A 24,373-nucleotide genomic window follows, 5' to 3' on the forward strand; every position below is an offset into this window, starting at 1 on the left:
GTGAATTATGCAAAATACTGAAATCCGCAGTTCAAAATATCGTGATGCCGAAAAAACGCGTCTAATTCCCTCAATCACTATAGAGGATACAGCTCCTTTAAAAAAACCTGATTGGATGAGAATTAAGTTGTCGGCAAATACAGAAAATATTACGCATATTAAAAATACGATGCGTAAACATGGGTTACATTCGGTTTGTGAAGAGGCTTCATGCCCTAACTTGGCGGAGTGCTTTAATCATGGGACCGCGACTTTTATGATTTTAGGGGATATTTGTACTCGTCGTTGTCCTTTCTGTGATGTTGCTCATGGTCGCCCTTTGCCACCAGACCGTGAGGAACCGAATAAGCTTGCGCAAACAATTCAAGAGATGAAATTGCGTTATGTTGTGATCACCTCTGTTGATCGTGATGACTTGAAAGATGGCGGAGCAAGTCACTTTGCTTCATGTACTCAAGAGATTCGTTCATTAAGCCCGAATATAAAAATTGAAACTTTAACTCCTGATTTTCGTGGTTGTGTTGATGAAGCCGTTGCGGTTTTAAGTGAAAACCCTCCGGATGTGTTTAATCATAATTTGGAAAATATTCCTCGTTTGTATAAAAAAATACGCCCAGGAGCAAGTTATGAGGGATCGTTACAATTACTTGAAACGTTTAAACAAAAACACCCCGAAATTCCGACAAAATCAGGATTGATGGTTGGTTTAGGCGAAACCAATGAAGAACTTATTCAGGTTTTAAAAGATTTGCGTAGCCATGGTGTTACCATGCTAACTTTAGGTCAGTATCTCCAACCAAGTAAGTATCATTTGCCAGTGGAGCGTTATGTTTCACCTGAGGAATTTGATGAATTAAAACAGATGGCGCTGGCTATGGGATTTACCCATGCAGCTTGCGGACCATTTGTGCGTTCATCTTATCATGCTGATCTACAAGCAATGGGAAAAGAGGTGAAGTAATATTCACCTCTTTGGAAAACATTGTTTAATTATCTACCACAATAAAATGACGATTTTCGGTGACAATTTGTAAGAATGTAGGTAAGTTTATCTTTTCATCTTTCAATTGATTACCGTTTAGATCATAGATTTTAGATCGTCCATACGCATCAATTACCACGGTTTTATTACCATAAAGCGCTGCAACCTGATTTTCACTTCCAGCTAGAATCCATTCACGCTCTTGAAATAGATTTTGACCTTGGCTATACTGTTTTGCAGGTGTAGTGACGTTGAGAGCATCTTGCATTAATGTTCTTAATATATCCGTTTCAGAAGTTATATTATCAACTTCTTTTGCCTCTTTACCTGGCCACGAAATAATTAATGGTACTTTTAAGGTATTTCGATTAAAGCTAATTTCATCATTACGTAAAGCAGATTTTTTAGCATCATCTATTTTTATGTCATTAGAACCGGTAATAATAATTATGGTGTTTTCGTATGCATTAGATAATGTTAAATATGCAATTAAAGATTCTAAATATTGGTCGAGTTTTTTTGCATCTGTTTCTAGTTCGGTTATTGGCATTTTTTTATTTTTGGCACCCAGTGAATATTGGATGACAGAAAATAGAGGAGCGTGGTTTTCGAGTTGATTTTGTTCATCATGCCATGCCATCCAATTATCAGTGGTTTGCTTGTTAGACTGTTTTTTACCATCTGGGGTAGTAAAATTAGACAATAATGCATAACGATAAAGTGGTTCAGAAAAACCATCAGCAGAAAATAGACCAACGTTATAATGTTGTTTCGTTACAGTTTCGAATAATACCGATGGCTTATGCCCTGCCAAGATACTATTATAATAATTCGGGTCAAGGCCATAGAATAATGAGAAGTTATTTAAGTAGGCTTGGCTACTTGCGCCATAATGATTAGTAAATTGTATATTTTGGCTAGCAAATTCTTTCAGCCAAGGCATATTATTGGCTAATAGTCGATCATTCCAGCCATTAATATCAATAATCAAGATATTCGGTTTATCTTGATTTTCATTAAATGAAATTTTATCGAGTGGGTATTCAATAGCGATCGCAAATGGGTTACCTTCTTGAATTGCGCGATTACGATAACCATTCTCTTCAATAAATCCATAACGCTCAAGAAAATGACGCGCCGTTAACGGATACGACAGCGGTAAGCTTGATCGTTGCATCGTAATTGGACGATAGAAGTTAGCATCGGCCCAAATATGAATCAAATGTGATGAGACAAAGCATAGAATAAAACCTATTACTACAGGTCTGGCAAAACGTTTGCGTTTACTTAAACTGCGTTGCTTTTTCCAACTCCAAATCGAGAATAATATTTCAACCAAAAGAATAAAGGGTATTAATATAAATGCACTATTGAGAAAAGATGCTTTATCCGAGGTAAATAGTTGCCAGATAGATAAATTTAGATGCATTCTAAAATGCGAGAAAACTTCAACATCAATAAGCAGTAAACTAATTCCTATCGTTGCAACGATAGTTGCAATAATCCTTTGCCATCGTGAAGAGTGAATAAGAAAACTTAACGGAAAAAGCAATATCAAATAAACAATGAAAGTAAGAAAACTAAAATGCCCAATCGCACTAATAATTGCATAAAAACGCCCCATGAATGTTCGGGGCCAATCAGCAATGAGCAAATATTGGCTACCAAGTAAAATGACTACCAGAATATTAAATAGCGTAAACCAATGCCCCCAACTAACTATCTGCGAGGTTTTATCGTCTTTGATATGATTGTTTTTGAGTTTGAGCATATTTAATTGTAGTAATTACCAAGAAAAACTTAATTGAAATTTACGTCACAGTTTAACTGATTTTTTAAAATCTTTCCGTAATTTTTTTAGCATAAAGCCTTTGGTTATTTGTTGGCGTTGCTATCGATACTTGTTATAATTTGCTTTAATAATATAGCTAATTAAAAAGATACTAACTTTGGCAATCAAACAACTCAACTCTCAAGAAGTCCAACCTAACGTAAATGACATTGTAAATAATAGCGATATTAAAACAAATTTATGCAGTGATGGATTAACCAATTTGTTATCGTGGCAACCTCGCGTTGCTGCTGCTGTATCCTTATTGTGCAAAAATCATAATACGCAGTATCGTTCACGCTTTGTGCTTTTAAAAGCATCTGAAAGCGAGCTTTTTTTTGATTTATTAAAGCAGTCGGTAAAGCGTAATCTCACAACGACCCATTTAGGTTATAGCTATTACTTTAGTGATAATAAAATTACCTTAACTGAAGCGAAAAGTAAGCAAGATAATTTTGCATCCCAAGATAATTGTCTATCAGCAACAATCGTTGATATGGAAAAACTATTTGGTTGTGTTAGGCAACCTGAAAATAGTCCAATCAAATTACAAGCTGGTTTAGTTCATGATGCTAATGGTGGTGTTTTAATTTTAGGATTGCGTTCACTGCTTGCGCAACCAGTAGTTTGGGCTAAGTTAAAACAGATGGTTCTGTCACAAACTTTTGAATGGTTTTCAGCTGATGATTCTCATCCATTACCATTATCTATTCCTGCCATGCCGTTGGATTTACGCATTATTTTAGTCGGAGATAGACTCTCTCTAGCTGAATTGCAGGAATTTGAACCAGAATTTTATTCATCATCTATTTACGCTGAATTTGAAAGTGAAATGCATATCACTGAACCTCAGCGAATTAATGATTGGATGAATTATTTACAATTTATAAGTCACCACTTAGCGCTACCCAAAATTGAGCAATCTGCTTTTGCTAAAATTTATAAACACGCAACAAGGTATACGGGTGATCAATATTATTTACCACTTAGCGTTGAATGGGTGCAATCGATTCTGCTAAATTCATCTTATTTTATAGAAAATCAGAATATTGATGCTTTAGCCGTCACAAAGGCTTTAGAACAAAAAGCATGGCGAGAAAATTATTTAGCTGAGCGGTTCCATGATGAGATTTTTACCAATCAAATTTTGATTGATACTCAGTCACAAGTGGTTGGGCAGATTAATGGGTTGTCAGTTATTGAATACCCCGGTTATCCAAAAGCGATTGGTGAGCCAACACGGTTAAGCTGTCTTGTCCATTTTGGTGACGGTGAATTAATTGATATTGAACGTAAAACCGATCTTGCTGGCAATATTCATTCTAAAGGGATGATGATTATGCAAGCGTTTATTATGTCTGAGTTTGCAATCAATCATCAACTTCCGTTTTCTACATCATTAGTATTTGAACAATCCTATAATGAGATTGATGGCGATAGCGCTTCACTGGCGGGGCTTTGCGCGCTGATTAGTGCGCTATCTAATCAACCTATCGATCAGCAATTAGCTGTGACAGGATCGGTTGACCAATTTGGCCATGTTCAATCTATTGGTGGCGTTAATGAGAAAATAGAAGGATTTTTTGCTGTTTGTCAGCACCAAGGTTTGACAGGCCAACAAGGTGTTATTATTCCTGCTAGTAATCAGCGCCATTTAAGCTTAAGCGATGACATTATTGAGGCAATTAATAATGATAAATTCTCTATTTGGACTGTCGAACATGTCGCCGATGCGCTCTATTTGTTAACTGGTATTCCTTACAAAGATGAGAATAATATTAGTCTTTATAAGTTGATTCATGCTCGTATGCAATCAATGCTAATTCAAGATAGAAGACGTGATGGTTGGCTTAGTCGCTGGAAAAAAATTGCAAAAAGTAACAATACACAATAAACTTGAGACCAAAATTTCATTGATGCGATTAATGAAATAATCATGTAAAACTTTACAGCTTAGGTTAATTATTAGTTTTTTAATCAATAATGATTCTATAAGCAATTATGTAATGACAACAAAATAAAAGGTTTTTTTATGACATTTGAACGTAAATCTTCGTATGATAAAGCAGATCTAATTAAATCAGGTAATAGTGAATTATTTGGTCATGATGGACCGCCATTACCGTCTGATTTGATGCTAATGATGGATCGCGTTATTGAAATGAATGAAGACGGTGGTAGTTTCGGTAAAGGTTATGTTGAAGCTGAGTTTGATATTAATCCTGATTTATGGTTTTTTAAATGTCATTTCAAAAACGATCCGGTAATGCCTGGTTGTCTTGGTCTTGATGCTTTATGGCAATTAGTCGGTTTTTATTTAGGCTGGATTGGCGGTAAAGGTAAAGGCCGAGCGCTTGGTGTTGGTGAATTAAAATTAAAAGGTCAAATATTACCTAATAACAAAAAAGTGACTTATAAAATTAATTTTAAACGTGTTATTAATCGTAAATTAATCATGGGAATCGGCGATGGTGAAGTTTACGTTGATGGTAAATTAATTTATGAAGCAACTGATCTTAAAGTTGGTTTATTTAAAGACACGTCTGAATTTTAATTCAATATAATCTTACACTCCTTGCTCACTATTATTAATTATTGATAATTAGCAAGGAGTAGCTTTTTTTACGCTACTATTTTAAGAAACAATCCGTAATGTATTTTTTAAGAAAATCTCTACTAATCCTCTTATTTGTTGTAATCGGTCAAGCACAAGCAGACTTTAATGGTAAAGTTGTAAAAGTAATTGATGGTGATACCGTTGATATATTAACAAATAAAAAAATTCGCGTCCGGTTACTCGATATTGATGCTCCAGAAAGACACCAAGCATATGGTAATGCATCAAGAAAATACTTAGCATCGTTGATTGCGGGTAAAACTGTTTATGTTAAAGAAAATAAAAAGGATATTTATCAACGGACATTAGGCGTCATCTATCTAAAACAAGTCAACATTAATGCTAAGATGGTGGAAAATGGCTTTGCGTGGGCTTACCGCTTCAAAGGCGTTGCTAGTAATAAGAATATGGTAAAGCTCGAATTAAAAGCTAAACAAAACAAAAAAGGACTATGGAAAGATAAACATCCAATAGCCCCTTGGGATTTTCGCTATCGTAAGAAATAATAGCGTCTAAACAATGACTTTATTTTTTAGCTGGGATTGAAGCTTCTAGTTGTTTTAATACTTCAGTTGCTTGTTTACAGCCTTCTTCTTGATTTGCAGCAGGCATTGCTGAAATTTGTTGTTTAGCTGTTTCTAAATTTTGTTTGATCATATCTGTTTGTTGTTTAGTTGCAGCATCTTCAGGAATGGCTTTAACAAAGCTATCAACTTTTTCAAAGTAAGTTTTGCAAGATTCTGATAACTCAGCCATAGCAACAGAAGATAAACCTAATAATGCAACAGATAATACTAATTTTTTCATTGTTTCTTTTCCTTAAAATTATAAATATTTAGAACATAAAATATGTTATTGAATTACTTCGGAGGGATAATATAAGAATTGCTAAGGAAAGTCTATAATTTAAATGTAAAAACTCTTATCAGTATTTGAATACTGATAAGGTTATATGAGAATACAATTAGATAATTGTAACATCAGCAGCAGCAGGGCCACGAGGACTATCTTGGATAGAGAACTCAACTTGTTGACCTTCGCCTAAAGTTTTAAATCCATCGCCAGAGATTGCAGAAAAATGAACAAACACATCTTTACTTCCATCAGCAGGTGAAATAAAACCAAAACCTTTACTTTCATTGAACCATTTAACTTGACCAGTTTTTTTAGACATAAAAATCTTCCTATAAATAAATTAATTACAGCCATCAAAGGCGAAACATTAGAACATAAAACCTAGACTACTTATTAACAAACAGAAGAGAAGACTGAAGAGAACTAATACAAATGTGATTAAAGTAAACTACAAACTGCATAAATCTAAATGTTACAAAATATATCTGCATGTAATATGCTGATGACTATTAACTCATAAATAGATGACTAACACAAGCAATGATTTGCTATTATTTACAATTAAAAATGAAATGAACAATAACTATTTGTTATTGTTCATGTTAACAATCTTTAATTTTTTGACAAATCTTTGGATTTTTGAATTGAAGCCTCTACTGCGTCAATGATAGCTGCTCGAAAGCCTTTTTCCTCAAGTACTTGCACGCCTTCAATTGTAGTACCGGCTGGTGAACAAACCATATCTTTTAATTCACCTGGATGTTTTCCTGTCTCCAGCAATAATTTAGCTGAACCCATCACTGTTTGTGCCGCAAATTTGTAAGCTTGTTTTCTAGATAAACCACCTTTAACTGCACCATCAGCCAATGCTTCAATGAACATAAATACAAATGCAGGAGAAGAGCCACTTGCCCCAACTACGGCATCAATTAAGTATTCAGGTACAACTTCTGTTTCACCAATACAATTTAATAAAGTTTCAACAATTGTTAATTCTTGATCAGTAATTTCTGTATTAGGTGTGATAGAACACATAGCGGCATTAACTAAAGCTGGAGTATTTGGCATAACTCTAACAATTTTTTGTTCATAGCCTACACATTGCGCAATAGTTTTAATCGTTACACCGGCGGCAATCGAGATAACAATAGTATCTTTTTTTAACTCTTTTTGAATATCATTTAATACATCCACAATAACATTGGGTTTAACTGCTATGAAAACAATATCTGATTCTCGTGCAACATCTTTTGCCGATTCTAAATTATTTATTGAATGAGTTTGATTAAGTGCTTGGCCCTTTTCGGGATGAGGATCATAAACGTAAATTTGCGTTCTCGGCACGATATTACTTGCTAAAATACCTTGTAAAATAGCATTCCCCATATTACCAATACCGATAAGACCTATACGCTGTTCCATTTGTTTATACCTTTATGAATGAAATACTATAAAGATTATAAAATAAATTTTTGAATAAAACTTATAAAATTTACGAGTAAAAAGAAGACGAAATTTTTACTATTTAACTTAATCCAGCATTAATTGCATACCAACTTGTTGACCTGTTTGCATTAATGATAATATCTGCCTTGTTTTACCCTCGTTGATCAAATTGCTGACGGCTGGGGTGTTGATCAGAACTTCAAAAATAGCTTTTCGACTTTGTTTATAAGGTATTAATTTTTGACAGACTATCGCTTTTAAACTATTTGATAGTTGAGTGCGAATTAATGCACGTGTTCCCTCTTCAAAGACATCAATAATACGGTTGATTGTCTGTATTGCGGTACGTGTGTGCAATGTAGCAAGAACTAAATGACCGGTTTCAGCAATAGTTAATGCAGCTTGAATGGTCTGTTTATTGCGTAATTCACCCAATAAAATGATATCTGGATCTTGCCTTAATAAACTATCAATTGCATCACCAAAATGGTTAATTTCGCGTTGTTGTATAAGTGATTTATCACTTTGATAAATGAACTCAATAGGGTCTTCTAATGTGATAATATGTTTAGCTAACGTCTGATTTATATGATTAATTAATGCAGCTAAAGTTGTCGATTTTCCACTACCTGTTGCGCCAGTAACTAAGATAATTCCAGATTCTGCTTTTGCTAATTCATTTAGTACATCAGGTGCCTGAATATCAGTTAAGCTTGGTATTTTTTGCTTAATAATTCGAAATACGGCTGAAATACCACGTTTTTGAAAAAAAATATTTACCCTAAAACGGCCTATATCTTCAAGATGATAACCAAAATCAATTTGTCGATGCTGTTGTAATAGCCCCTTTTGATCGTCATTTAATAGATTAAATAAATCAATTTCAAGTTTTTGTGGCGATAATTTATCTTGCGCAATAGGTTTTAGCTCACCATTAATACGAATCCACGGTTTTTCACCACTAGAAAGATGCAAATCAGAAGCTTTTTGCGTTACACTAAAAGCCAACATTGAATTTATCATTTTCACTCACTATCCATTAGTTTATTGGGAATTAATATGAATACAGTACATGACAATTTAATCAAGATTAAAAATGAAATACATAAAATTGCCTTAGATTGCGATCGAAATCCCAATACAATTGAACTTATTGCAGTAAGTAAAACCAAGCCGGTCACATTAATCGCTCAAGCAATTGATGCAGGCCAATTAGCCTTTGGTGAAAATTATGTTCAAGAAGGTGTTGAAAAGATTGCTTACTTTAATAAAAATATGCCGGATACCCCGATTACTTGGCATTTTATCGGGCCATTGCAATCAAATAAAACTAAGCTAGTTGCTGAAAATTTTGATTGGATGCACACCATTGAACGTTTCAAAATTGCTCAGCGTTTAAATGATCAGCGACCTACAGATATGGATAAGCTAAATGTTCTTATTCAGGTAAATATTAGTAATGAAGAGAGTAAATCTGGAATTGCAGTAGATGAAGTCGCCGATTTGGTTAAGCAGATAATTACATTACCTAATTTAAGGTTACGTGGCCTTATGGCTATCCCCGAGATAGAAAATGATTATGCCAAACAACTTGAGGTATTTGAACAGATGACTCAGCTTTTAGAATCATTGAAAACGGATTATCCTTTTTTAGATACATTATCAATGGGCATGTCAGGCGATATGAAAGCAGCTATTGTTGCAGGCAGTACAATGGTTCGCATTGGTAGTGCAATCTTTGGTGCACGGCAATATGTGTGATATATTGCAGATCATTTTAGATTTTAGGAGTATTAAATGATTTCGTTAATCTTCTTAGGAAGGGCTATTTTCACTATTTGCTTATACATACTTATTCTACGTTTGTGGATGCAGTATGGGCGAGTAAATTTTCATAATCCCTTTACTCAATTTATTGTTCGTATTACCCAACCGATTATTGGTCCAATGCGAAAACTTATTCCATCTATTGGCCTTATCGACACGGCGACATGGATTCTCTTTTATGCAGTTGCATTACTAAAAATTATGTTTATTTTCCGTTTTGAGGGATATAACGCACCGTTGTTTAGCCCTTATTACTTATTATTCGCCTTGGCTGCAATGGCTCATGCGGTTGGACACCTCATTTTTTGGTTATTATTATTTAGAGCTATTTTAAGTTGGGTTAGTCGTGGACAATCTTATACTGATGAATTACTTGCTCAATTAACAGAACCACTTATTGCACCTATTCGGCGCATTATACCGCCATTAGGTATGATTGATATTTCATTTATGATATTTGTTTTTATATTAATGTTTTTAAACTTATTAGCTGTCGATTTTCTTGGAAATTTATGGCTTATACTATAAAAATAAAAGAGAGCCTAGGCTCTCTTTTTAAATAATATGATCTTCCCAACAAATCACATCTTTTTCATACACAATTCGATTTTTGACTGATATTTTTAATTTGTGCATTAACTTTTTATTTCCAACAATTAATGGGTGCCATTGCGGTAACTGCCCTGTTTCTGAAAAATAACGATAAGCGCAAGTTGCTGGTAACCACTCAATTGTCAGTAAATTTTCTCTTGTTAGCTTGATGCAATCAGGCTCATATTTAAAACGGTTGTGGTAATGTCTGCACTGGCAGGTATTTGAATCAAGCAAATTACATGCAACATTGGTATACAGTATTTCGTCAGTATCCTCGTCCTGTAATTTATTTAGGCAACATTGGCCACAACCATCGCATAGTTGTTCCCACTCGTCATCACTCATTTGATCTAAAGTTTTATATTCCCAAAATGGTTCAATCATACTTTAAAATCGTCTTCATTTAACATTTGTAAGAAAAATCCATCCGCTTTAATTTTTTCCTCAATTTCCTGTGCTGTTCCTACCACAAAACGCCGTTTACCATCGAGTAAGACTTTCATGACAAAAGCTGGCGTGCCAAAAATTGACATAATTTTTTCAGGAATTGGAGAGAAATCGTTCTCTTTTTCCATATAAAGATAACAATTTTCTTTTTTTGTGCTTCTATAAATATAACACCACATCATAAACTAAAATCCTATTTCTCAATTATCTCAGGCTATTTTGCAAATAGACACCTGCACCAAATAATCCCGGATCTTTATGAGTAATCACATAAACAGGAATTTTTTTAACTAAATAAGACATACGACCTTTATGTTCAAATGCTTCTCTAAATGGTGATGATTTAAAAAATTCTATAAATCTAGGCACAATACCGCCAGCAATATACACACCGCCTTGAGTATTAAGTGTTAAAGCTAAATTACCCCCAAATCGCCCCATAAAAGTACAAAAATGAGTTAATGTTTCTGAGCAAATTGGGCAACTATTTGATAATGCTTTATTCACAATAATATCTGGGGTGATATCTTCAACTGGTTGATTATTGATCTGTAACAAAGCTTGATAGATATTAACAATACCATTACCCGATAAAAAACGCTCTGAAGAAACTCGACCAAATTTTTTTCTTAACTGAGCTAAAATTCGATCTTCTTGTTCATTAACCATAGGTAATTCTGTATGACCACCCTCGCCTGATAGGCTAATCCAATAACCATTAACTTTAACTAAATGAGAAACCCCTAACCCCGTTCCGGCACCATAGATTGCTATTGGATAATCAAGATTCGGCTCCTCACCACCAATTTTAACCACATCTTGCGCGGATAATTGAGGAATAGATGTTGAAACTGCAGTAAAGTCATTAATTACTTCTAACTTAGTTAGTTTAAGTTCTTTGATAAGTTCTGAACGAGAAAACGACAAATTATTATTAGTCATTTCAATCAAATCACTTTCATTGATTGGGCAAGCTATGGCAATGCAAGCCATATCCACTGTTACCGCTTGGGATTTCAAATAGTTTTTAATTAATTCAAGTAGTACATCATCTTTTGAAATGAGGATTTTAGTTATTGCGGATAATTCATTAGTTGCTAAATCATAAAGTGCAAAACGAGCGTTGGTTCCACCAATGTCCGTAACTAGTGCATATTGACTCATGTTATTCCCTTTTTCTAAAAATAAAATCTTTCTATATGAACAATAGTTCAATAAATATTAAAAATAAAACTGGCAATATTATGGACTATTTATAATGATTTAACTAGATTGCTTTAACAGAATTTACTATTACCGCTAACAAAATTGTTAGCGGGTAATTTTTAAAAAGTTGAAAGGAAAATAACCACTAAAGCCATTTTTTGAGTTTAAAGTAAATGTAAGGAGCGACCCCTGCTATTAACATCAACAATAAAGATAATGGATATCCATATTCCCATTTTAACTCAGGCATATTTTCAAAGTTCATACCATATGCTGATGCAACTACTGTTGGTGGTAAAAATACCACAGAAACAACCGAGAAAATCTTAATTATTCTGCTTTGTTCAATATTTATAAAGCTAGTAGCTGCTTGCATTAAAAAGTTAACCTTTTGGAATAATGACTCATTATGGGGTACCAATGATTCAATATCTCGAATAACTTCTCTCGCTTGTTCTAACTGTTCAACAGGCATCTTAGCACGACGAACTAAATAGTTAACCGCACGCTGACTATCCATTAAACAGAGACGTACTTTCCACGCCGTATCTTCGAGCTCAGCTAAGGAAGTAATCGCTTCATCATAATGCTCTTGAGCGGAACGATCCATAATAATTAAGCTCAATTCTTCTAGCTCACTATATATGTTTTCAATTTGATCGGCTAACTGTTCAACTTTAACTTCAAATAAATCTAATAAAACTTCATACGGATTCCCATCATTCATTCCCTGATAACGAGAACGCATTCGGTATAGTCGAAACGCAGGTAAATCGCGTTCACGCAATGTAAATAAACGTCCATTATGCACTGTAAAAGCGACGGTAGAGTTACCGGCACGATCTTCTGCATCTTCATAAAAAAAGAAGGAGTGAACATGTAGTCCTTCATTATCTTCGAAAAAACGAGCTGATGCTTCAATATCGTCTAATTCGATACTTGTTGCTAAATTTTGACCTAAATTGGTCAGGATGAATTCACGATCAGCTTCTTCCGGCTCGATCAAGTCAATCCAAGTCGCATTCTTTATATCGCCTTCATTAATTTTTACTAATTGTTTGTTTTTTAATCCAAACGCATTAATCATAAGGCCTCCAGCAGAAAAATGTTTAAGATATGAAATGGGTGGCATTATACTCGTTATAGGCAAAAATTCCTATGTCTAAGCCAATCTTTCTGAATTTTTAAAATTTGGATACAAACTTCCAAATTTAAATTAAATTCGGTGATGTTATTTCAGTCTCATGTTACAATAGCGCAATTATATATATGCAATTGTTAGGAGTTTATAATGGCAACCCGAGGAATTAATAAAGTCATTTTAGTTGGTAATTTAGGTCAAGATCCAGAAGTACGTGTCATGTCAACTGGTAATACTGTCGCAAATTTTAATGTTGCTACATCAGAAACTTGGAAAGACAAGCAAACTGGCGAGAATCGAGAAAAAACAGAATGGCATCGAATTGTCGTATTTGGTAAATTAGCTGAAATTACTGGTGAATACATTAAAAAAGGAACACTCGTTTATATTGAGGGGCAACTACAAACTCGTAAATGGCAAGACCAATCAGGTCAAGATCGTTACACTACAGAAGTTGTTATCAACCCTATTGGTGGCGTATTGCAAATTTTAGGTAACCGCCCTAATAATGACTCTTATAATGAAGGTTCAAAAAGTTGGGGACAAAGTGCAAATAATACATCCTCTGCGCCAACTACTCCTGCAGCACCTCGTGCTTCATCAACTGCACCAGCAAGTCAACCAGCTATGCCAGAACCACCAATGGATTTCGATGACGATATTCCGTTTTAATCGTTATTTACTCAATTCGTTTTTATATAGGCGTATAAATTACGCCTTTTTCAAATAATATTGCATTTATACCTCTTGCTATACCAAGCACCACTGGTCTAGGAACTATTTCGATGATTATCAGTATGTCCTCAACTTTGAAAAGTGGGGGATATAACCTATCAACTTGGGTAGTTTATGCATCATCTATTCCATTACTATTATGTATTATTTTATAGTTCTGTATGCGTAGCGCAGGCAACATAATGCGGTTTATGGGAAAAAGTGGCATTGAAGCCACTTCAAGAATTATGGTTTTTTTATTGGTTTGTGTGGGTACCCAGTTTATTATAAATGGTGTTAAAGAATTAATATTAAGCTTTCCAAATATTTGAGGAGCGCTATTTTTCATAGCTATTTTACAGATTTGGAATGTTTTTAATCATTTCAACCCGCATTAAATAATCATATAGTGGTAATAGTTGTTTAAAACCTTTAGCAAGTTTATCCGCTAAGTTACCATCTAATACATCTTCAATATGATTATTGGTTACCATCACGGCAAGATTTTTTCGGTTGTACCATGTCGATATTTTTTCATCTTTGATTAAAGGTCTTTTGTAAGACTCACCAACTAATTCAAATGGCTTTTTAACACAGCGAATAACTTTTAGAAATTTTTCGGTATCATTTAAAATTTCTTCACGAAATATATCCATAGTCTGTTTCGATGCACAATAATAACCTAATCCGTAACGATAACAATCTGGACTGATTTCAAAAAAATAGGCTGGCGCCTCTTTCCAATCACGATTTGGGCGTTTGAAAGTTAACCATAGTCGGCTACGATATAACGATTTGTCTTTTGAGAATCGAGTATCACGATGAATACGAGATATGGTTTTACCAATAGCGGGACGCGTTTCAAACCACTCATCAATTTTTAGCATAGCTGGCGTTAACTGCTCAACTAATAATCTAAAAGGTTTTACTAAATCATTGTCATAAATAGCTCGGTGTTCATCAAACCAAGCCTTACTATTATTAATCCATGCATCTTGTAAAAAGTTTAATCCTGCCTGAGTAAAACCTGTAAACGTTGCCATCATCTACTCCTTAAATAATGTTCTTACTTTTTCTAAATCTTCTTGAGTATCGACACCAATTGCTGGAGGTTCTTTAGCTACAGCGACATGAATTTTTTCACCATACCAAAGTACACGCAGTTGTTCTAGCATTTCAATTGACTCTAATGCCGAAGGTGCCCATTTTATATACTGCCTAATAAAACCAGCTCGATAAGCATAAATTCCTATATGACGTAAATAAAAATCGCCAATTTGATCTACCTTACCTTGCTCATTTAAATTAGCAAAACGGTCTCGCTCCCAAGGAATAGTCGCTCTTGAAAAATAAAGTGCATAACCATCTTTATCTGTCACGACTTTTACTGCTCCCGTATTGAACGCCTCTTCAACGCTATCAATAGGAACAGCTAACGTTGCCATGCCAGTTTTGAATTTCACTAGATTTTCGGCTACCTGATCAATAATAACTGGGGGAATCAAAGGCTCATCACCTTGAACATTAACGATAACTTCATCATCAGCAAATTTGTAACTATCAATTACTTCCGCTAACCGTTCTGTACCGGAATTATGCTTATCGCTAGTCAGAATTACTTCACCATTATAGCTTTTGACTACATCAAATACTTGTTGGTTATCAGTTGCAATAATTACTCGATTAGCTGACGATTTTTTAGCCTGCTCCATAACTCGAATTATCATTGGTTTGCCATGAATATCTGCAAGCGGTTTTCCTGGCAAACGACTTGAAGCATATCTTGCAGGAATAATTACCGTAAAACTCATAAAATTACCTCTAAACTTTTTTATTCTTTATCACAATGAGATGGAACTAATTGCTTTGCTTCGCTTGCTAATAAAACCGGAATACCATCTTTAATCGGGTAAACCAGCCGATCTTTTTGGCAAATTAATTGTTGATTTTGCTTATCATACTCCAATTGACCATGGCATATAGGACAAGCAATAGCGCTTAATAGAATCATTTTTTTTCTCTTAGTGATTTTTTTTCTACAAACAGTGAATAAATCTTATCAATAGCTTGATTTGGTATTACTGCATCAATGGGTAAATACCACCAGTTAGGTAATGCAAATTGACGACATTTTACTGCATCTTTTTCAGTCATTAAAAGTGTTTGATTATTTTCTACTACTTTCTCTAATAACGGAAGTGTAAAATTCTGGTGATCAGCAAAAGATTCTGTATGAGCTAAATCAGCTTTCATTTTAATTAACATATCAAAAAAACGCTTTGGATTACTGATACCTGCAATTGCACAAATACGATGAAGTGATGACAATTCACATTGTTGGTTAGTTAAGAGATTAACTACATGACCAGGTAATAATTGCATGATGAAGGTTTTATCTGGAAATTGATTTACTATATCACCTGTGCTATCTCCATTGATTATAATTAAATCAACCGATTTTAATCTTTCTCTTCTTTCTCGCATAGGTCCAGCAGGTATCCACCACCCATTACCAAATTGGCGTTTCCCATCTACCACAACAATCTCAATATCACGAGCTAACGCATAATGCTGTAGACCATCATCGGTTAAAATCACATCCAATTGATAAGATTCTAATAACGCTTTAACTGCGTCAACTCGTTTTGGCGCGACTGCTACCGGTATATGGGTTCGCTGAAAAATTAATACAGGCTCGTCACCGGCTTGTTCAGTTCCAGTATGTTCATCTAAGACTAATGGATAGTGATCAGATTTTCCACCATAACCTCGCGAAACTAATCCTACTTTTAGCCCTTTAGATTTCAACGCCTCAATTAAACTAATGGCAAGTGGCGTTTTACCATTACCACCCGCCGATAAATTTCCAATAACAATAATTGGAACAGGAGACTGCCATGATTTTAATACACCAAGTTTGTATAGTTGACGACGAACGGAAGCAATAAATCCATATAATAATGAAAATGGCAGTAGCAACCAAAATGATTTATTTTTACCATACCACAGTTTTTCAATCATCATATCGCCTGCTATTTTCAATCATTTTTAAACCTTTAGTGACCCTATTTAAAGTACTTCCCTTATTTTACTCATAAAACGGTAAACTACCAAACCAATCATGATACCATCTTGGATTAATGTCATGTCGCAACGTTTTTTGCTGCCATGAAGTAGGATAAAAAAACAGACTTATTTGCCCCTCTCTTCCTGTAACAAAATAATTAATATTTAACTCTTTATAACGAGCAGTGATTTTATTTGAAGGGAGTTGCCAAGGGTTATAACGTGAGGTTGAAGTTAATGCATTAACTGGATTAACGTAGTTTAAAAATGGGTAACTTGACGAAGTATTACTACCATGATGTGGAGTCTGTAATATTGTTGAAGATAAATTTTTCTTATGTTGCATAACTAAATCATACTCTTGCCTTCGTTCTAAATCACCGGTTAACAGCACTGAAAATCGACCATCAGTAAGTTGTATTACACACGAATCATCATTTTCCGTGTTATCAACTAATTTAGTCGGCCATAGCACTTTAAGATTTAAGTGTTTCCAATAAAAATTATGCTTAGCTAAGCAATTATAATCATTGCGTAAACTTAAAGATGAACTCATAAGCCAGGCATTGGGATAACGTTGTTGTAAATAGGATAATCCTCCAATATGATCATTGTGACTATGGCTAATAATAATTCCTTCAAGCTGGAGGTTATGCCATTGCAGAAAAGGAGTAATAATTTGCTCTGCTGCTGAGCTGTTTTCCCATTTTGCACCCGTATCATATAAAATAGCTGATTCACCATTGTGAATTACAATAGCAAGACCATGCCCAACATCTAGCATATCCATTCGCCAAAGATAATCTGGTTGTTTATAGAATGGAGAAAAAGCCAGCGTCAAAATAATGAAAAGTGTAAAACTAAACCTTCGCCAAACTGCTGCTCTTATTATTATAAAGGCTAACCAACCAATAAAGCTTAGAAAGTAAAAATCCATTGAGATAGTTAACCACATATAATTTAGACAATCTAAACAATGAAATAACCATTCAAGCGAATATTGGGCAACAAACCAAAACCATAAAGCAAGATAAAAACAGTTGATTAAACTAAATACTAGTCCCAGTAAAATTGCTGGGAAAGTAATTAGAGAGATAATAGGAATAGCAATCAAGTTAGCAACCAGTGAAACAACGCTTATACCATGAAAAACATACAATTGGATTGGTAGAAGTAATAGTGTCAAACCAAATTGTAAATGTAATAATCTAAATAAATACCACCGTTTTTTATTTTTCATCGCGTTAGGTAGTGGTAACCAATCAAACAAAAAAATTAAACTAACAACAGCATAGCAAGACAACCAAAAACTTTCGGACAATATCATTAACGGATCAATAATTAATAGTAATGCAATAATACGATTAACTTTTTGCCATGCACTTATTTGATTATTCTTATAACGCAAATATATCCAAATCGATAAAGCAAAAATCGCTCGTAATGCTGGTGGATTAAAGCCGGTTAACCACGTATAACCAATACTGCACAACCAACCTACTATAATCGGTAGGAAGAAATAAATATAACGTTGTGGTAAGCAAAAAACGAATCCTTTAGTTATCCCAAAGCAAATATAAAAGACTAATAGAATATGCATTCCAGAAATAGCCATTAAGTGAGCAACACCTGTTTGCATCATTGTTATTCGATTATGAGTTTCAAGTTGTGAGCGATCACCAAAACCAAGTGCTAATAAAATATCTCGATAACTAAATAAATTAATATAAGGTAGGCATTTATCTGCAATGAGTTGTCGAAAATTAGATTTATCCTCGATTAGAACTGATTTGATGACTTTGGCTTTTAATAAAGATTTATTGGCTATCGCAAATCGTTGTTTATCAAATCCTCCTTCATTTAAATAACTATGGACTACTTTAGTTTTTATGGTTAATTGCCAAATTTGTCCAGCTTTTATTAATTCGGGTTGTTCCCAATAGATAATGACAGGTATGGGTGAAGGCAAAGGTTGATCGGAAATATTGGTAATTGAAAATTTTACATAATGGGGAGTCATGGTTTGAATTTTAGCAGGAGCCTGTGTATTAATACTTTCAACTTTTGCCGTTATTGCTAATGTTTGGTCAATATAAGGTTCAATTGAACTGAGATATTGCTTTGCTATAGCGGTCGACCAGAGAAAGCTTAATCCAAGGATGATTATAAAAGTAAAATAACGTTGAAATTTAGCCGCTAAAATAATCAGTGTAAAAGCTAAAATATACCAATCTTGATCATTGGGTAACGATGGTAAAAAAATTAATGGAATGCTACCTAATGAAATTGCTATTGCCATTAAATCTATTGAACACCGCATCAACTTCTACTTCTTATATTGACTAAACAGCCAATCTAACATGCTCAGATTTTTTTGAAGTTAATTTATAATTAATATTAGATCTCTATTCCAATTTACAGATAACTCTTTCACTTTTTATATTAAAGAAAATAACTTATTCAATAACAAAAAAGCCTTTGATTTTACTCAAAGGCTTTTTTGTTATTAACTAAATTTAATTATGCTTTAGCTGCATTATTTACGCGTTCACGTAGCTCTTTCCCTGGTTTGAAATGAGGAATATATTTGTGTTTAACTTCAACATTTCCACCTGTTCTAGGGTTTCTTGCTTTACGTGGAGCACGATAATTTAAGCTGAAACTACCAAAACCGCGGATTTCAACACGATCGTTAGTCTCCATCGCTAATGCGATTTGCTCAATAATATCTCTAACAGCATCATCAACCAGTTGCACAGGAAGGTGTGCCCGCCAGTTGACTATTTTTTCAGCTAAATCGGATCTGTTCATGGTCACTCCTAATTTAATTTATGTAGTATATAATTTATTCATTTTATACCACAAAAGAAAAAGAGGGCAAGCCCTCTTTACTCTTTCAATAGATATTTTTTACTCAGTTTTTGACGCAGCTTTGAATGCTTCAGCCATTGCGTTAGTAAATGACGCATCTTCTTGAGGTGCAGTATTATTTACAGCAGCAAGTGCTTCTTTCTCATCAGCTTCATCTTTAGCACGGATAGATAAAGAAATTGCACGAGTTTTACGATCGATATTTACAATCTTCGCTTCAACTTCATCACCAACGTTCAATGCAGTAGTTGCATCTTCAACACGTTCACGAGCAATATCTTGTGCTTTTAAGTAACCTTCGATACCTTCAGCAATTTCGATTGTTGCACCTTTAGCATCAACAGCGGTAACTTTACCTTTAACAATTGATCCTTTTTTGAAGTTAGATGCAAAACTGCTGAATGGATCGTCTTCAAGTTGTTTGATACCTAATGAGATACGTTCACGCTCAGCATCAACTTGTAAAACAACGGCTTCAATATCATCACCTTTCTTATAAGCTTTAACTGCTTCTTCACCTGGCATATTCCAAGAAATATCAGAAAGATGAACTAAACCATCAATACCACCGTCTAAACCAATGAAGATACCAAAGTCAGTGATTGATTTGATCTTACCGCTAACTTTATCACCTTTATTGTGTGCTTCAGCAAATTGTAACCATGGATTTGGTTTACATTGTTTAAGACCAAGAGAAATACGACGACGTTCTTCATCAATTTCAAGAACAACAACTTCAACTTCATCACCTAAGCTAACCACTTTAGATGGGTGAATGTTTTTGTTAGTCCAATCCATTTCAGAAACGTGAACTAAACCTTCAACGCCAGTTTCGATTTCTACGAAACAACCGTAATCAGTTAAGTTAGTTACTTTACCAGTTACTTTAGTACCTTCTGGGTAACGTTTAGCGATTGAAACCCATGGATCTTCGCCTAATTGTTTTAAGCCAAGAGAAACACGTGAACGATCTTTATCGAATTTAAGAACTTTAACAAGTAATTCTTGACCAACTTCAACCACTTCACTTGGGTGTTTAACACGTTTCCAAGCCATATCAGTGATATGAAGTAAACCATCAACCCCACCAAGATCAACGAATGCACCGTAATCAGTAAGATTTTTGATGATACCTTTAACTTCAGAACCTTCTTGTAGATTTTCAAGAAGTTGTTCTCTTTCTGCGCTATTTTCAGATTCAATTACTGCACGACGAGAAACAACTACGTTGTTGCGTTTTTGATCTAATTTAATAACTTTTAATTCGATTTCTCTATTTTCAATATGAGAAGTATCGCGTAATGGACGAACATCAACAAGCGAACCAGGTAGGAACGCACGAACGCCATTAAGATCAACCGTAAAGCCACCTTTAACTTTACCATTGATAACACCTAAAACGGTTGCAGCATCTTCAACTGCTTTCTCTAATGTTAGCCACGCTTCATGACGTTTAGCTTTTTCACGAGATAAAATTGTTTCACCAAAGCCATCTTCAATTGAGTCAAGAACAACGTCAACAACGTCGCCAACTTGAACTTCTAATTCGCCTTGGGCATTTTTAAACTGCTCTACTGGAATTGCTGATTCAGATTTTAAACCAGCATCAACTAAAACAACATCTTTGTCGATTGCAACGACAGTACCACGGATCATATTACCAGAACGAGTGTCTAGTTGATTTAAAGACTCTTCAAAGAGTTGAGCAAAAGATTCAGTCATATTTTATTTACTTTAAGTTTAATTTAACGTCCACATTACTTCATGTCTTGTGGGGTTGTTTACGATACTCCACTCATCCTTGTAATGGAGCTTGGTTCACGCCAAAGTTTAAATATAAACTTACAGCGCAAGTTTTTCTTTAATATACATAACAGATTGATTAAAAACATCTTGAATTGAAAGCGATGTTGTATCAATTATTAGTGCATCAACCGCAGGCTTTAATGGCGCAACAACTCGATTACGATCTCGTTCATCTCGCGCGGTTATCTCCTGCAAAATTTCGGCGAATTTAGCATGAATTTGCTTATCTTGCAACTGTTTCATTCTTCTTTCTGCCCTTGATTGTGCACTAGCATCAAGAAATAGTTTAACTGGGGCATCAGTAAATACCACTGTCCCCATATCACGACCATCAGCAACTAGCCCTGGCATCTGTCTAAAGTCACGTTGTCGCTGTAATAAAGCAACTCTAACTTCATTTATTGACGCAACTTTTGAAGCGGCTCCACCAGTCTCTTCTGTTCTTATCTCGCGAGAAACATCCACATCATCTAACAAAACTTTCACATCATCACTACTGGTATCAAACGTAAGCGGCAGGTTAAGAGCCAATGTTGCTAATTGTTTAGCATCATCTAAAGCAATATTTTGTTTCAAAGCAGCAAGTGCAAGCACACGATAAATTGCACCAGAATCTAAAAGGTGCCACTTAAAATGATTCGCTAATGCTTGACACAAAGTGCCCTTGCCAACTCCACTTGGTCCATCAACAGCAATAACCGGAATATTTTTAGTCATGTTATATTTCGCTTAATCGTTTAAATTGTTCAAAATAATCAGGAAAGGTTTTCATTGTGCATTTTGGGTCTAAAATTGTGACTGGAGTATCAGACAGTGCAACTAATGAAAAACACATTGCCATACGATGGTCATTGTAAGTTTTAATATCAGCATGATTTAATTTAATTGGAGGAATAATTGTAATATAGTCATCCCCTTCCTCAACGGTCGCACCTACTTTACGTAGCTCGGTTGCCATTGCTGATAAGCGATCCGTTTCTTTAACACGCCAATTGTAAATATTTCGAATAGTCGTTGGACCTTTAGCGAATAACGCAGTAGTTGCAATGGTCATTGCTGCATCAGGTATATGGTTCATATCCATATCAATACCATTTAATTCATTGCGAGTACATTCAATATAATCATCAGCCCAAGTGATTTTAGCGCCCATCTTTTCAAGCACATGTGCAAACTGGGTATCGCCTTGTAAACTCTTTATACCAATACCTGTTACGCGAACAGTGCCACCTTTGATTGCTGCAGCAGCTAAAAAATAAGAGGCTGAAGAGGCATCACCCTCAACCAAATAATGGCCTGGTGATTGATAAGTTTGATTAGCTTTAATGATAAATTTTTGATATTTTTCATTAATAACCGAAACACCAAACATCTCCATCATTTTTATCGTGATATCAATATAAGGTTTAGAAACCAGATCACCAATAATAGTAATTTCAGTATCGTTGGCAGCTAGCGGTGCAGCCATTAAAAGTGCGGTTAAGAACTGGCTTGATACCGAACCATTTACCTCAATCTTTCCACCGGTGAAACCACCATGGATATGTAATGGAGGATAACCTTCGTTTTCAAGATAATCAATCTTAGCCCCACCTTGACGCAAAGCATCAACCAAATGGCCAATTGGACGCTCTTTCATACGAGGTTCGCCGGTTAATACAATATTGTTATCAGCTAAACACAACGCAGCGGCTAATGGACGCATAGCGGTCCCAGCATTACCTAAAAATAGCTCTAATGGATGAGTAGAGTGTAATTTGCCACCTACTCCTTCAATATCACAAATTGTTCGATCACTTGATAATTGATATTTAATATTCAAAGCTTTTAAAGCATCAAGCATATAGCGCACATCGTCACTATCAAGTAAATTAGTTAATCGTGTTTTACCATTGCTAAGTGCAGACAAAAGTAAGGCACGATTTGAAACACTTTTAGAACCAGGTAGATTAATCGTACCACTAAATTTTTTTATCGGTTGTAATGTTAAAGATAACATAGTAACTCTCTTTAATAATTTCAATATTCTTTAGAATTTATCTAAGGTGGCTTTCAATAAATTTATCGCTTGCTGATCTTTGGCACTATCTTGCCACAATTTATCAAATAAATGACGATAACGCTTAATCGCATCTTCTGATGAAGTTATTGAGGCGATACCAGTTGTAATATTAGGTAACTCACCTAATCTAAACGGGCTCATAGCTAAAGCTAACGCATTATCATTTTGATAAAATATTTGGAAAGCAATAGATGGAATAGCTTGCTCAGTAATAGCAATTGTTGGTGCATAAGCTTGATCTTCAATTAATTCGATTAAATGATAGACCTCCTTGCGCGCCAACAACATTCTTTCAGACTTTTTACCCGGCGAAATAGTCAGATTGCCAACTAAGCCGATATGCAAAAACCGTTCAACATTACGTAAGCTAATTAAATTAATTACTTTAGGGACAGATTGATAAAACTGAGTTTTGCGATCATGTAAAATAGATAAAGAAGTCGCATATCTTTCAGCTTCAATATTATCACTCGATTCTCTTAACATCATCCCTAAATGAGACAAATAATCAGGCGAAGTTAAAAGAAAAGAAAAGGGATCGAAATGAGAAAAGATATGAGTGGACTGCTCTTCGAGTTGACGCATACGCTCAAAAAAACCATCACCACTTGAATAATATTCTGTATCAATGCCAAGTAAACTAGCAAATGACGTATCTAACAAAGAAGCTAATCGTTCAAGCGTTTCTATTTTAACGATTTCGCCTTTTTCTAAACGGTAAACCGCAGCTCTTGAGATCCTAAGACTTTCAGCAACCTCTTCAGCCCTAAGAGAGGCAGCGATACGATAAGCTCGTAACCGCTGTCCGATAGCAAAATAATCAGTCGATCCAGTAATCATAATTTACTCAAACTATTGGGATTTCGGCAGTGTACCATATGATAAGTACAATGCCAATTTAATGTAAT

Annotated in this window: 26 protein-coding genes and 1 pseudogene; 8 read left to right on the forward strand and 19 right to left on the reverse strand. The window is 34.8% G+C overall.

What is annotated here, in order from left to right; genetic code table 11:
* The first annotated feature begins 7 nt into the window (after positions 1-7).
* Positions 8-961, forward strand: a complete 954-nt coding sequence (gene lipA, locus J3U09_RS02250) for a lipoyl synthase (RefSeq protein WP_065734553.1) — start codon at positions 8-10, stop codon at positions 959-961.
* Positions 962-986: 25 nt separating this feature from the next.
* Here the strand turns inward: lipA and J3U09_RS02255 are convergent, their stop codons facing one another.
* On the reverse strand, positions 987-2,753 hold the full coding sequence (locus tag J3U09_RS02255; protein WP_220224890.1) for a DUF3413 domain-containing protein: 1,767 nt from the start codon (positions 2,751-2,753) through the stop codon (positions 987-989).
* A 178-nt stretch (positions 2,754-2,931) separates the two neighbouring features.
* Here J3U09_RS02255 and J3U09_RS02260 point away from each other — a divergent pair, with 178 nt between their 5' ends.
* From J3U09_RS02260 to J3U09_RS02270, 3 genes are all read left to right on the forward strand, one after another.
* Positions 2,932-4,707 (forward strand): Lon protease family protein, encoded by a 1,776-nt coding sequence (locus J3U09_RS02260; RefSeq protein WP_267330894.1) that lies wholly within the window; start codon positions 2,932-2,934, stop codon positions 4,705-4,707.
* A 138-nt stretch (positions 4,708-4,845) separates the two neighbouring features.
* Entirely contained in the window at positions 4,846-5,367 is a 522-nt protein-coding gene (fabA, locus tag J3U09_RS02265; protein ID WP_065561925.1) for a bifunctional 3-hydroxydecanoyl-ACP dehydratase/trans-2-decenoyl-ACP isomerase, read from the forward strand.
* A gap of 98 nt (positions 5,368-5,465) precedes the next feature.
* A complete protein-coding gene (locus J3U09_RS02270; RefSeq protein ID WP_065561926.1) occupies positions 5,466-5,936 on the forward strand; it encodes a thermonuclease family protein in 471 nt (156 codons plus the stop codon).
* Positions 5,937-5,955: 19 nt separating this feature from the next.
* Here J3U09_RS02270 and J3U09_RS02275 read toward each other — a convergent pair whose 3' ends face one another.
* The 4 genes from J3U09_RS02275 to J3U09_RS02290 form a co-directional block, all read right to left on the reverse strand.
* Positions 5,956-6,237, reverse strand: a complete 282-nt coding sequence (locus J3U09_RS02275; RefSeq protein WP_220224893.1) for a DUF5339 domain-containing protein — start codon at positions 6,235-6,237, stop codon at positions 5,956-5,958.
* A gap of 157 nt (positions 6,238-6,394) precedes the next feature.
* A complete protein-coding gene (locus J3U09_RS02280; protein ID WP_034909833.1) occupies positions 6,395-6,604 on the reverse strand; it encodes a cold shock domain-containing protein in 210 nt (69 codons plus the stop codon).
* Between the two features lie 293 nt (positions 6,605-6,897).
* Positions 6,898-7,707 carry a pyrroline-5-carboxylate reductase gene (gene proC / locus J3U09_RS02285; protein WP_267356964.1) on the reverse strand — a complete coding sequence of 270 codons (810 nt, stop codon included), beginning with the start codon at positions 7,705-7,707 and terminating at the stop codon, positions 6,898-6,900.
* Positions 7,708-7,815: 108 nt separating this feature from the next.
* Positions 7,816-8,754 (reverse strand): type IV pilus twitching motility protein PilT, encoded by a 939-nt coding sequence (locus J3U09_RS02290; RefSeq protein WP_267357075.1) that lies wholly within the window; start codon positions 8,752-8,754, stop codon positions 7,816-7,818.
* A 36-nt stretch (positions 8,755-8,790) separates the two neighbouring features.
* Here J3U09_RS02290 and J3U09_RS02295 point away from each other — a divergent pair, with 36 nt between their 5' ends.
* Both J3U09_RS02295 and J3U09_RS02300 read left to right on the forward strand, forming a co-directional pair.
* Positions 8,791-9,492, forward strand: a complete 702-nt coding sequence (locus J3U09_RS02295) for a YggS family pyridoxal phosphate-dependent enzyme (protein WP_267356966.1) — start codon at positions 8,791-8,793, stop codon at positions 9,490-9,492.
* Positions 9,493-9,528: 36 nt separating this feature from the next.
* Positions 9,529-10,086 carry a YggT family protein gene (locus tag J3U09_RS02300; RefSeq protein WP_267356968.1) on the forward strand — a complete coding sequence of 186 codons (558 nt, stop codon included), beginning with the start codon at positions 9,529-9,531 and terminating at the stop codon, positions 10,084-10,086.
* A 27-nt stretch (positions 10,087-10,113) separates the two neighbouring features.
* On the opposite strand, the gene J3U09_RS02305 is transcribed toward J3U09_RS02300, so the two are convergent.
* The 4 genes from J3U09_RS02305 to corA all read right to left on the reverse strand — a co-directional run bounded on the left by J3U09_RS02305 (position 10,114) and on the right by corA (position 12,892).
* Positions 10,114-10,536 (reverse strand): YcgN family cysteine cluster protein, encoded by a 423-nt coding sequence (locus J3U09_RS02305; RefSeq protein ID WP_065561932.1) that lies wholly within the window; start codon positions 10,534-10,536, stop codon positions 10,114-10,116.
* Complete coding sequence (locus tag J3U09_RS02310) at positions 10,533-10,781, reverse strand: YcgL domain-containing protein (RefSeq protein WP_081299438.1); 249 nt, start codon at positions 10,779-10,781, stop codon at positions 10,533-10,535. The genes J3U09_RS02305 and J3U09_RS02310 overlap by 4 nt, the downstream gene beginning before the upstream one ends.
* A gap of 22 nt (positions 10,782-10,803) precedes the next feature.
* Complete coding sequence (locus J3U09_RS02315) at positions 10,804-11,763, reverse strand: glucokinase (RefSeq protein ID WP_267356970.1); 960 nt, start codon at positions 11,761-11,763, stop codon at positions 10,804-10,806.
* A 187-nt stretch (positions 11,764-11,950) separates the two neighbouring features.
* On the reverse strand, positions 11,951-12,892 hold the full coding sequence (gene corA, locus J3U09_RS02320; protein ID WP_065734620.1) for a magnesium/cobalt transporter CorA: 942 nt from the start codon (positions 12,890-12,892) through the stop codon (positions 11,951-11,953).
* A 204-nt stretch (positions 12,893-13,096) separates the two neighbouring features.
* On the opposite strand from corA, the gene ssb reads away from it, so the two are divergent.
* Both ssb and J3U09_RS10955 read left to right on the forward strand, forming a co-directional pair.
* Positions 13,097-13,618, forward strand: a complete 522-nt coding sequence (gene ssb / locus J3U09_RS02325; protein ID WP_267352665.1) for a single-stranded DNA-binding protein — start codon at positions 13,097-13,099, stop codon at positions 13,616-13,618.
* A 59-nt stretch (positions 13,619-13,677) separates the two neighbouring features.
* Positions 13,678-13,992: pseudogene (locus J3U09_RS10955) on the forward strand (MarC family protein).
* A 24-nt stretch (positions 13,993-14,016) separates the two neighbouring features.
* Here the strand turns inward: J3U09_RS10955 and J3U09_RS02330 are convergent.
* The 10 genes from J3U09_RS02330 to J3U09_RS02375 form a co-directional block, all read right to left on the reverse strand.
* A complete protein-coding gene (locus tag J3U09_RS02330; protein ID WP_416379955.1) occupies positions 14,017-14,706 on the reverse strand; it encodes a DUF2461 domain-containing protein in 690 nt (229 codons plus the stop codon).
* Positions 14,707-15,471 (reverse strand): 3-deoxy-manno-octulosonate cytidylyltransferase, encoded by a 765-nt coding sequence (gene kdsB, locus J3U09_RS02335; RefSeq protein WP_065561937.1) that lies wholly within the window; start codon positions 15,469-15,471, stop codon positions 14,707-14,709.
* Positions 15,472-15,491: 20 nt separating this feature from the next.
* Positions 15,492-15,671, reverse strand: coding sequence for a Trm112 family protein (locus J3U09_RS02340; RefSeq protein WP_220224904.1), 180 nt, complete (start codon positions 15,669-15,671; stop codon positions 15,492-15,494).
* The gene (lpxK, locus tag J3U09_RS02345) at positions 15,668-16,681 is read right to left on the reverse strand and encodes a tetraacyldisaccharide 4'-kinase (protein WP_416380027.1); all 1,014 of its coding nucleotides are present in this window, start codon (positions 16,679-16,681) and stop codon (positions 15,668-15,670) included. The genes J3U09_RS02340 and lpxK overlap by 4 nt, the downstream gene beginning before the upstream one ends.
* A gap of 67 nt (positions 16,682-16,748) precedes the next feature.
* Positions 16,749-19,046, reverse strand: a complete 2,298-nt coding sequence (locus tag J3U09_RS02350; protein ID WP_267356973.1) for a DNA internalization-related competence protein ComEC/Rec2 — start codon at positions 19,044-19,046, stop codon at positions 16,749-16,751.
* A 200-nt stretch (positions 19,047-19,246) separates the two neighbouring features.
* Positions 19,247-19,537 carry an integration host factor subunit beta gene (ihfB, locus tag J3U09_RS02355; protein ID WP_065561940.1) on the reverse strand — a complete coding sequence of 97 codons (291 nt, stop codon included), beginning with the start codon at positions 19,535-19,537 and terminating at the stop codon, positions 19,247-19,249.
* Between the two features lie 99 nt (positions 19,538-19,636).
* Complete coding sequence (gene rpsA, locus J3U09_RS02360; protein ID WP_065561941.1) at positions 19,637-21,319, reverse strand: 30S ribosomal protein S1; 1,683 nt, start codon at positions 21,317-21,319, stop codon at positions 19,637-19,639.
* Positions 21,320-21,439: 120 nt separating this feature from the next.
* Complete coding sequence (gene cmk, locus J3U09_RS02365; RefSeq protein ID WP_065734567.1) at positions 21,440-22,120, reverse strand: (d)CMP kinase; 681 nt, start codon at positions 22,118-22,120, stop codon at positions 21,440-21,442.
* 1 nt (position 22,121) lies between these two features.
* Positions 22,122-23,402, reverse strand: a complete 1,281-nt coding sequence (gene aroA, locus J3U09_RS02370) for a 3-phosphoshikimate 1-carboxyvinyltransferase (RefSeq protein ID WP_267356975.1) — start codon at positions 23,400-23,402, stop codon at positions 22,122-22,124.
* 30 nt (positions 23,403-23,432) lie between these two features.
* A complete protein-coding gene (locus J3U09_RS02375) occupies positions 23,433-24,305 on the reverse strand; it encodes a helix-turn-helix domain-containing protein (RefSeq protein ID WP_065734569.1) in 873 nt (290 codons plus the stop codon).
* Positions 24,306-24,373: the final 68 nt, after the last annotated feature.

Source organism: Gilliamella sp. B2889 (assembly GCF_026536885.1).
In the GTDB taxonomy this organism is placed as follows: Bacteria; Pseudomonadota; Gammaproteobacteria; order Enterobacterales; family Orbaceae; genus Gilliamella; species Gilliamella apicola_E.

What these genes read in the sequence shown, in the direction of transcription:
- J3U09_RS02315 (WP_267356970.1), bottom strand. Translation starts at nt 11,763, where the DNA reads ATGAGTCAATATGCACTAGTTACGGACATTGGTGGAACCAACGCTCGT.
- lipA (WP_065734553.1), top strand. Translation starts at nt 8, where the DNA reads ATGCAAAATACTGAAATCCGCAGTTCAAAATATCGTGATGCCGAAAAA.
- ihfB (WP_065561940.1), bottom strand. Translation starts at nt 19,537, where the DNA reads ATGAACAGATCCGATTTAGCTGAAAAAATAGTCAACTGGCGGGCACAC.
- J3U09_RS02275 (WP_220224893.1), bottom strand. Translation starts at nt 6,237, where the DNA reads ATGAAAAAATTAGTATTATCTGTTGCATTATTAGGTTTATCTTCTGTT.
- J3U09_RS02270 (WP_065561926.1), top strand. Translation starts at nt 5,466, where the DNA reads ATGTATTTTTTAAGAAAATCTCTACTAATCCTCTTATTTGTTGTAATC.
- J3U09_RS02350 (WP_267356973.1), bottom strand. Translation starts at nt 19,046, where the DNA reads ATGCGGTGTTCAATAGATTTAATGGCAATAGCAATTTCATTAGGTAGC.
- J3U09_RS02280 (WP_034909833.1), bottom strand. Translation starts at nt 6,604, where the DNA reads ATGTCTAAAAAAACTGGTCAAGTTAAATGGTTCAATGAAAGTAAAGGT.
- J3U09_RS02375 (WP_065734569.1), bottom strand. Translation starts at nt 24,305, where the DNA reads ATGATTACTGGATCGACTGATTATTTTGCTATCGGACAGCGGTTACGA.
- cmk (WP_065734567.1), bottom strand. Translation starts at nt 22,120, where the DNA reads ATGACTAAAAATATTCCGGTTATTGCTGTTGATGGACCAAGTGGAGTT.
- J3U09_RS02330 (WP_416379955.1), bottom strand. Translation starts at nt 14,706, where the DNA reads ATGATGGCAACGTTTACAGGTTTTACTCAGGCAGGATTAAACTTTTTA.
- J3U09_RS02340 (WP_220224904.1), bottom strand. Translation starts at nt 15,671, where the DNA reads ATGATTCTATTAAGCGCTATTGCTTGTCCTATATGCCATGGTCAATTG.
- kdsB (WP_065561937.1), bottom strand. Translation starts at nt 15,471, where the DNA reads ATGAGTTTTACGGTAATTATTCCTGCAAGATATGCTTCAAGTCGTTTG.
- rpsA (WP_065561941.1), bottom strand. Translation starts at nt 21,319, where the DNA reads ATGACTGAATCTTTTGCTCAACTCTTTGAAGAGTCTTTAAATCAACTA.
- J3U09_RS02290 (WP_267357075.1), bottom strand. Translation starts at nt 8,754, where the DNA reads ATGATAAATTCAATGTTGGCTTTTAGTGTAACGCAAAAAGCTTCTGAT.
- J3U09_RS02300 (WP_267356968.1), top strand. Translation starts at nt 9,529, where the DNA reads ATGATTTCGTTAATCTTCTTAGGAAGGGCTATTTTCACTATTTGCTTA.
- proC (WP_267356964.1), bottom strand. Translation starts at nt 7,707, where the DNA reads ATGGAACAGCGTATAGGTCTTATCGGTATTGGTAATATGGGGAATGCT.
- aroA (WP_267356975.1), bottom strand. Translation starts at nt 23,402, where the DNA reads ATGTTATCTTTAACATTACAACCGATAAAAAAATTTAGTGGTACGATT.
- lpxK (WP_416380027.1), bottom strand. Translation starts at nt 16,681, where the DNA reads ATGATTGAAAAACTGTGGTATGGTAAAAATAAATCATTTTGGTTGCTA.
- ssb (WP_267352665.1), top strand. Translation starts at nt 13,097, where the DNA reads ATGGCAACCCGAGGAATTAATAAAGTCATTTTAGTTGGTAATTTAGGT.
- J3U09_RS02310 (WP_081299438.1), bottom strand. Translation starts at nt 10,781, where the DNA reads ATGATGTGGTGTTATATTTATAGAAGCACAAAAAAAGAAAATTGTTAT.
- J3U09_RS02295 (WP_267356966.1), top strand. Translation starts at nt 8,791, where the DNA reads ATGAATACAGTACATGACAATTTAATCAAGATTAAAAATGAAATACAT.
- corA (WP_065734620.1), bottom strand. Translation starts at nt 12,892, where the DNA reads ATGATTAATGCGTTTGGATTAAAAAACAAACAATTAGTAAAAATTAAT.
- J3U09_RS02255 (WP_220224890.1), bottom strand. Translation starts at nt 2,753, where the DNA reads ATGCTCAAACTCAAAAACAATCATATCAAAGACGATAAAACCTCGCAG.
- J3U09_RS02305 (WP_065561932.1), bottom strand. Translation starts at nt 10,536, where the DNA reads ATGATTGAACCATTTTGGGAATATAAAACTTTAGATCAAATGAGTGAT.
- fabA (WP_065561925.1), top strand. Translation starts at nt 4,846, where the DNA reads ATGACATTTGAACGTAAATCTTCGTATGATAAAGCAGATCTAATTAAA.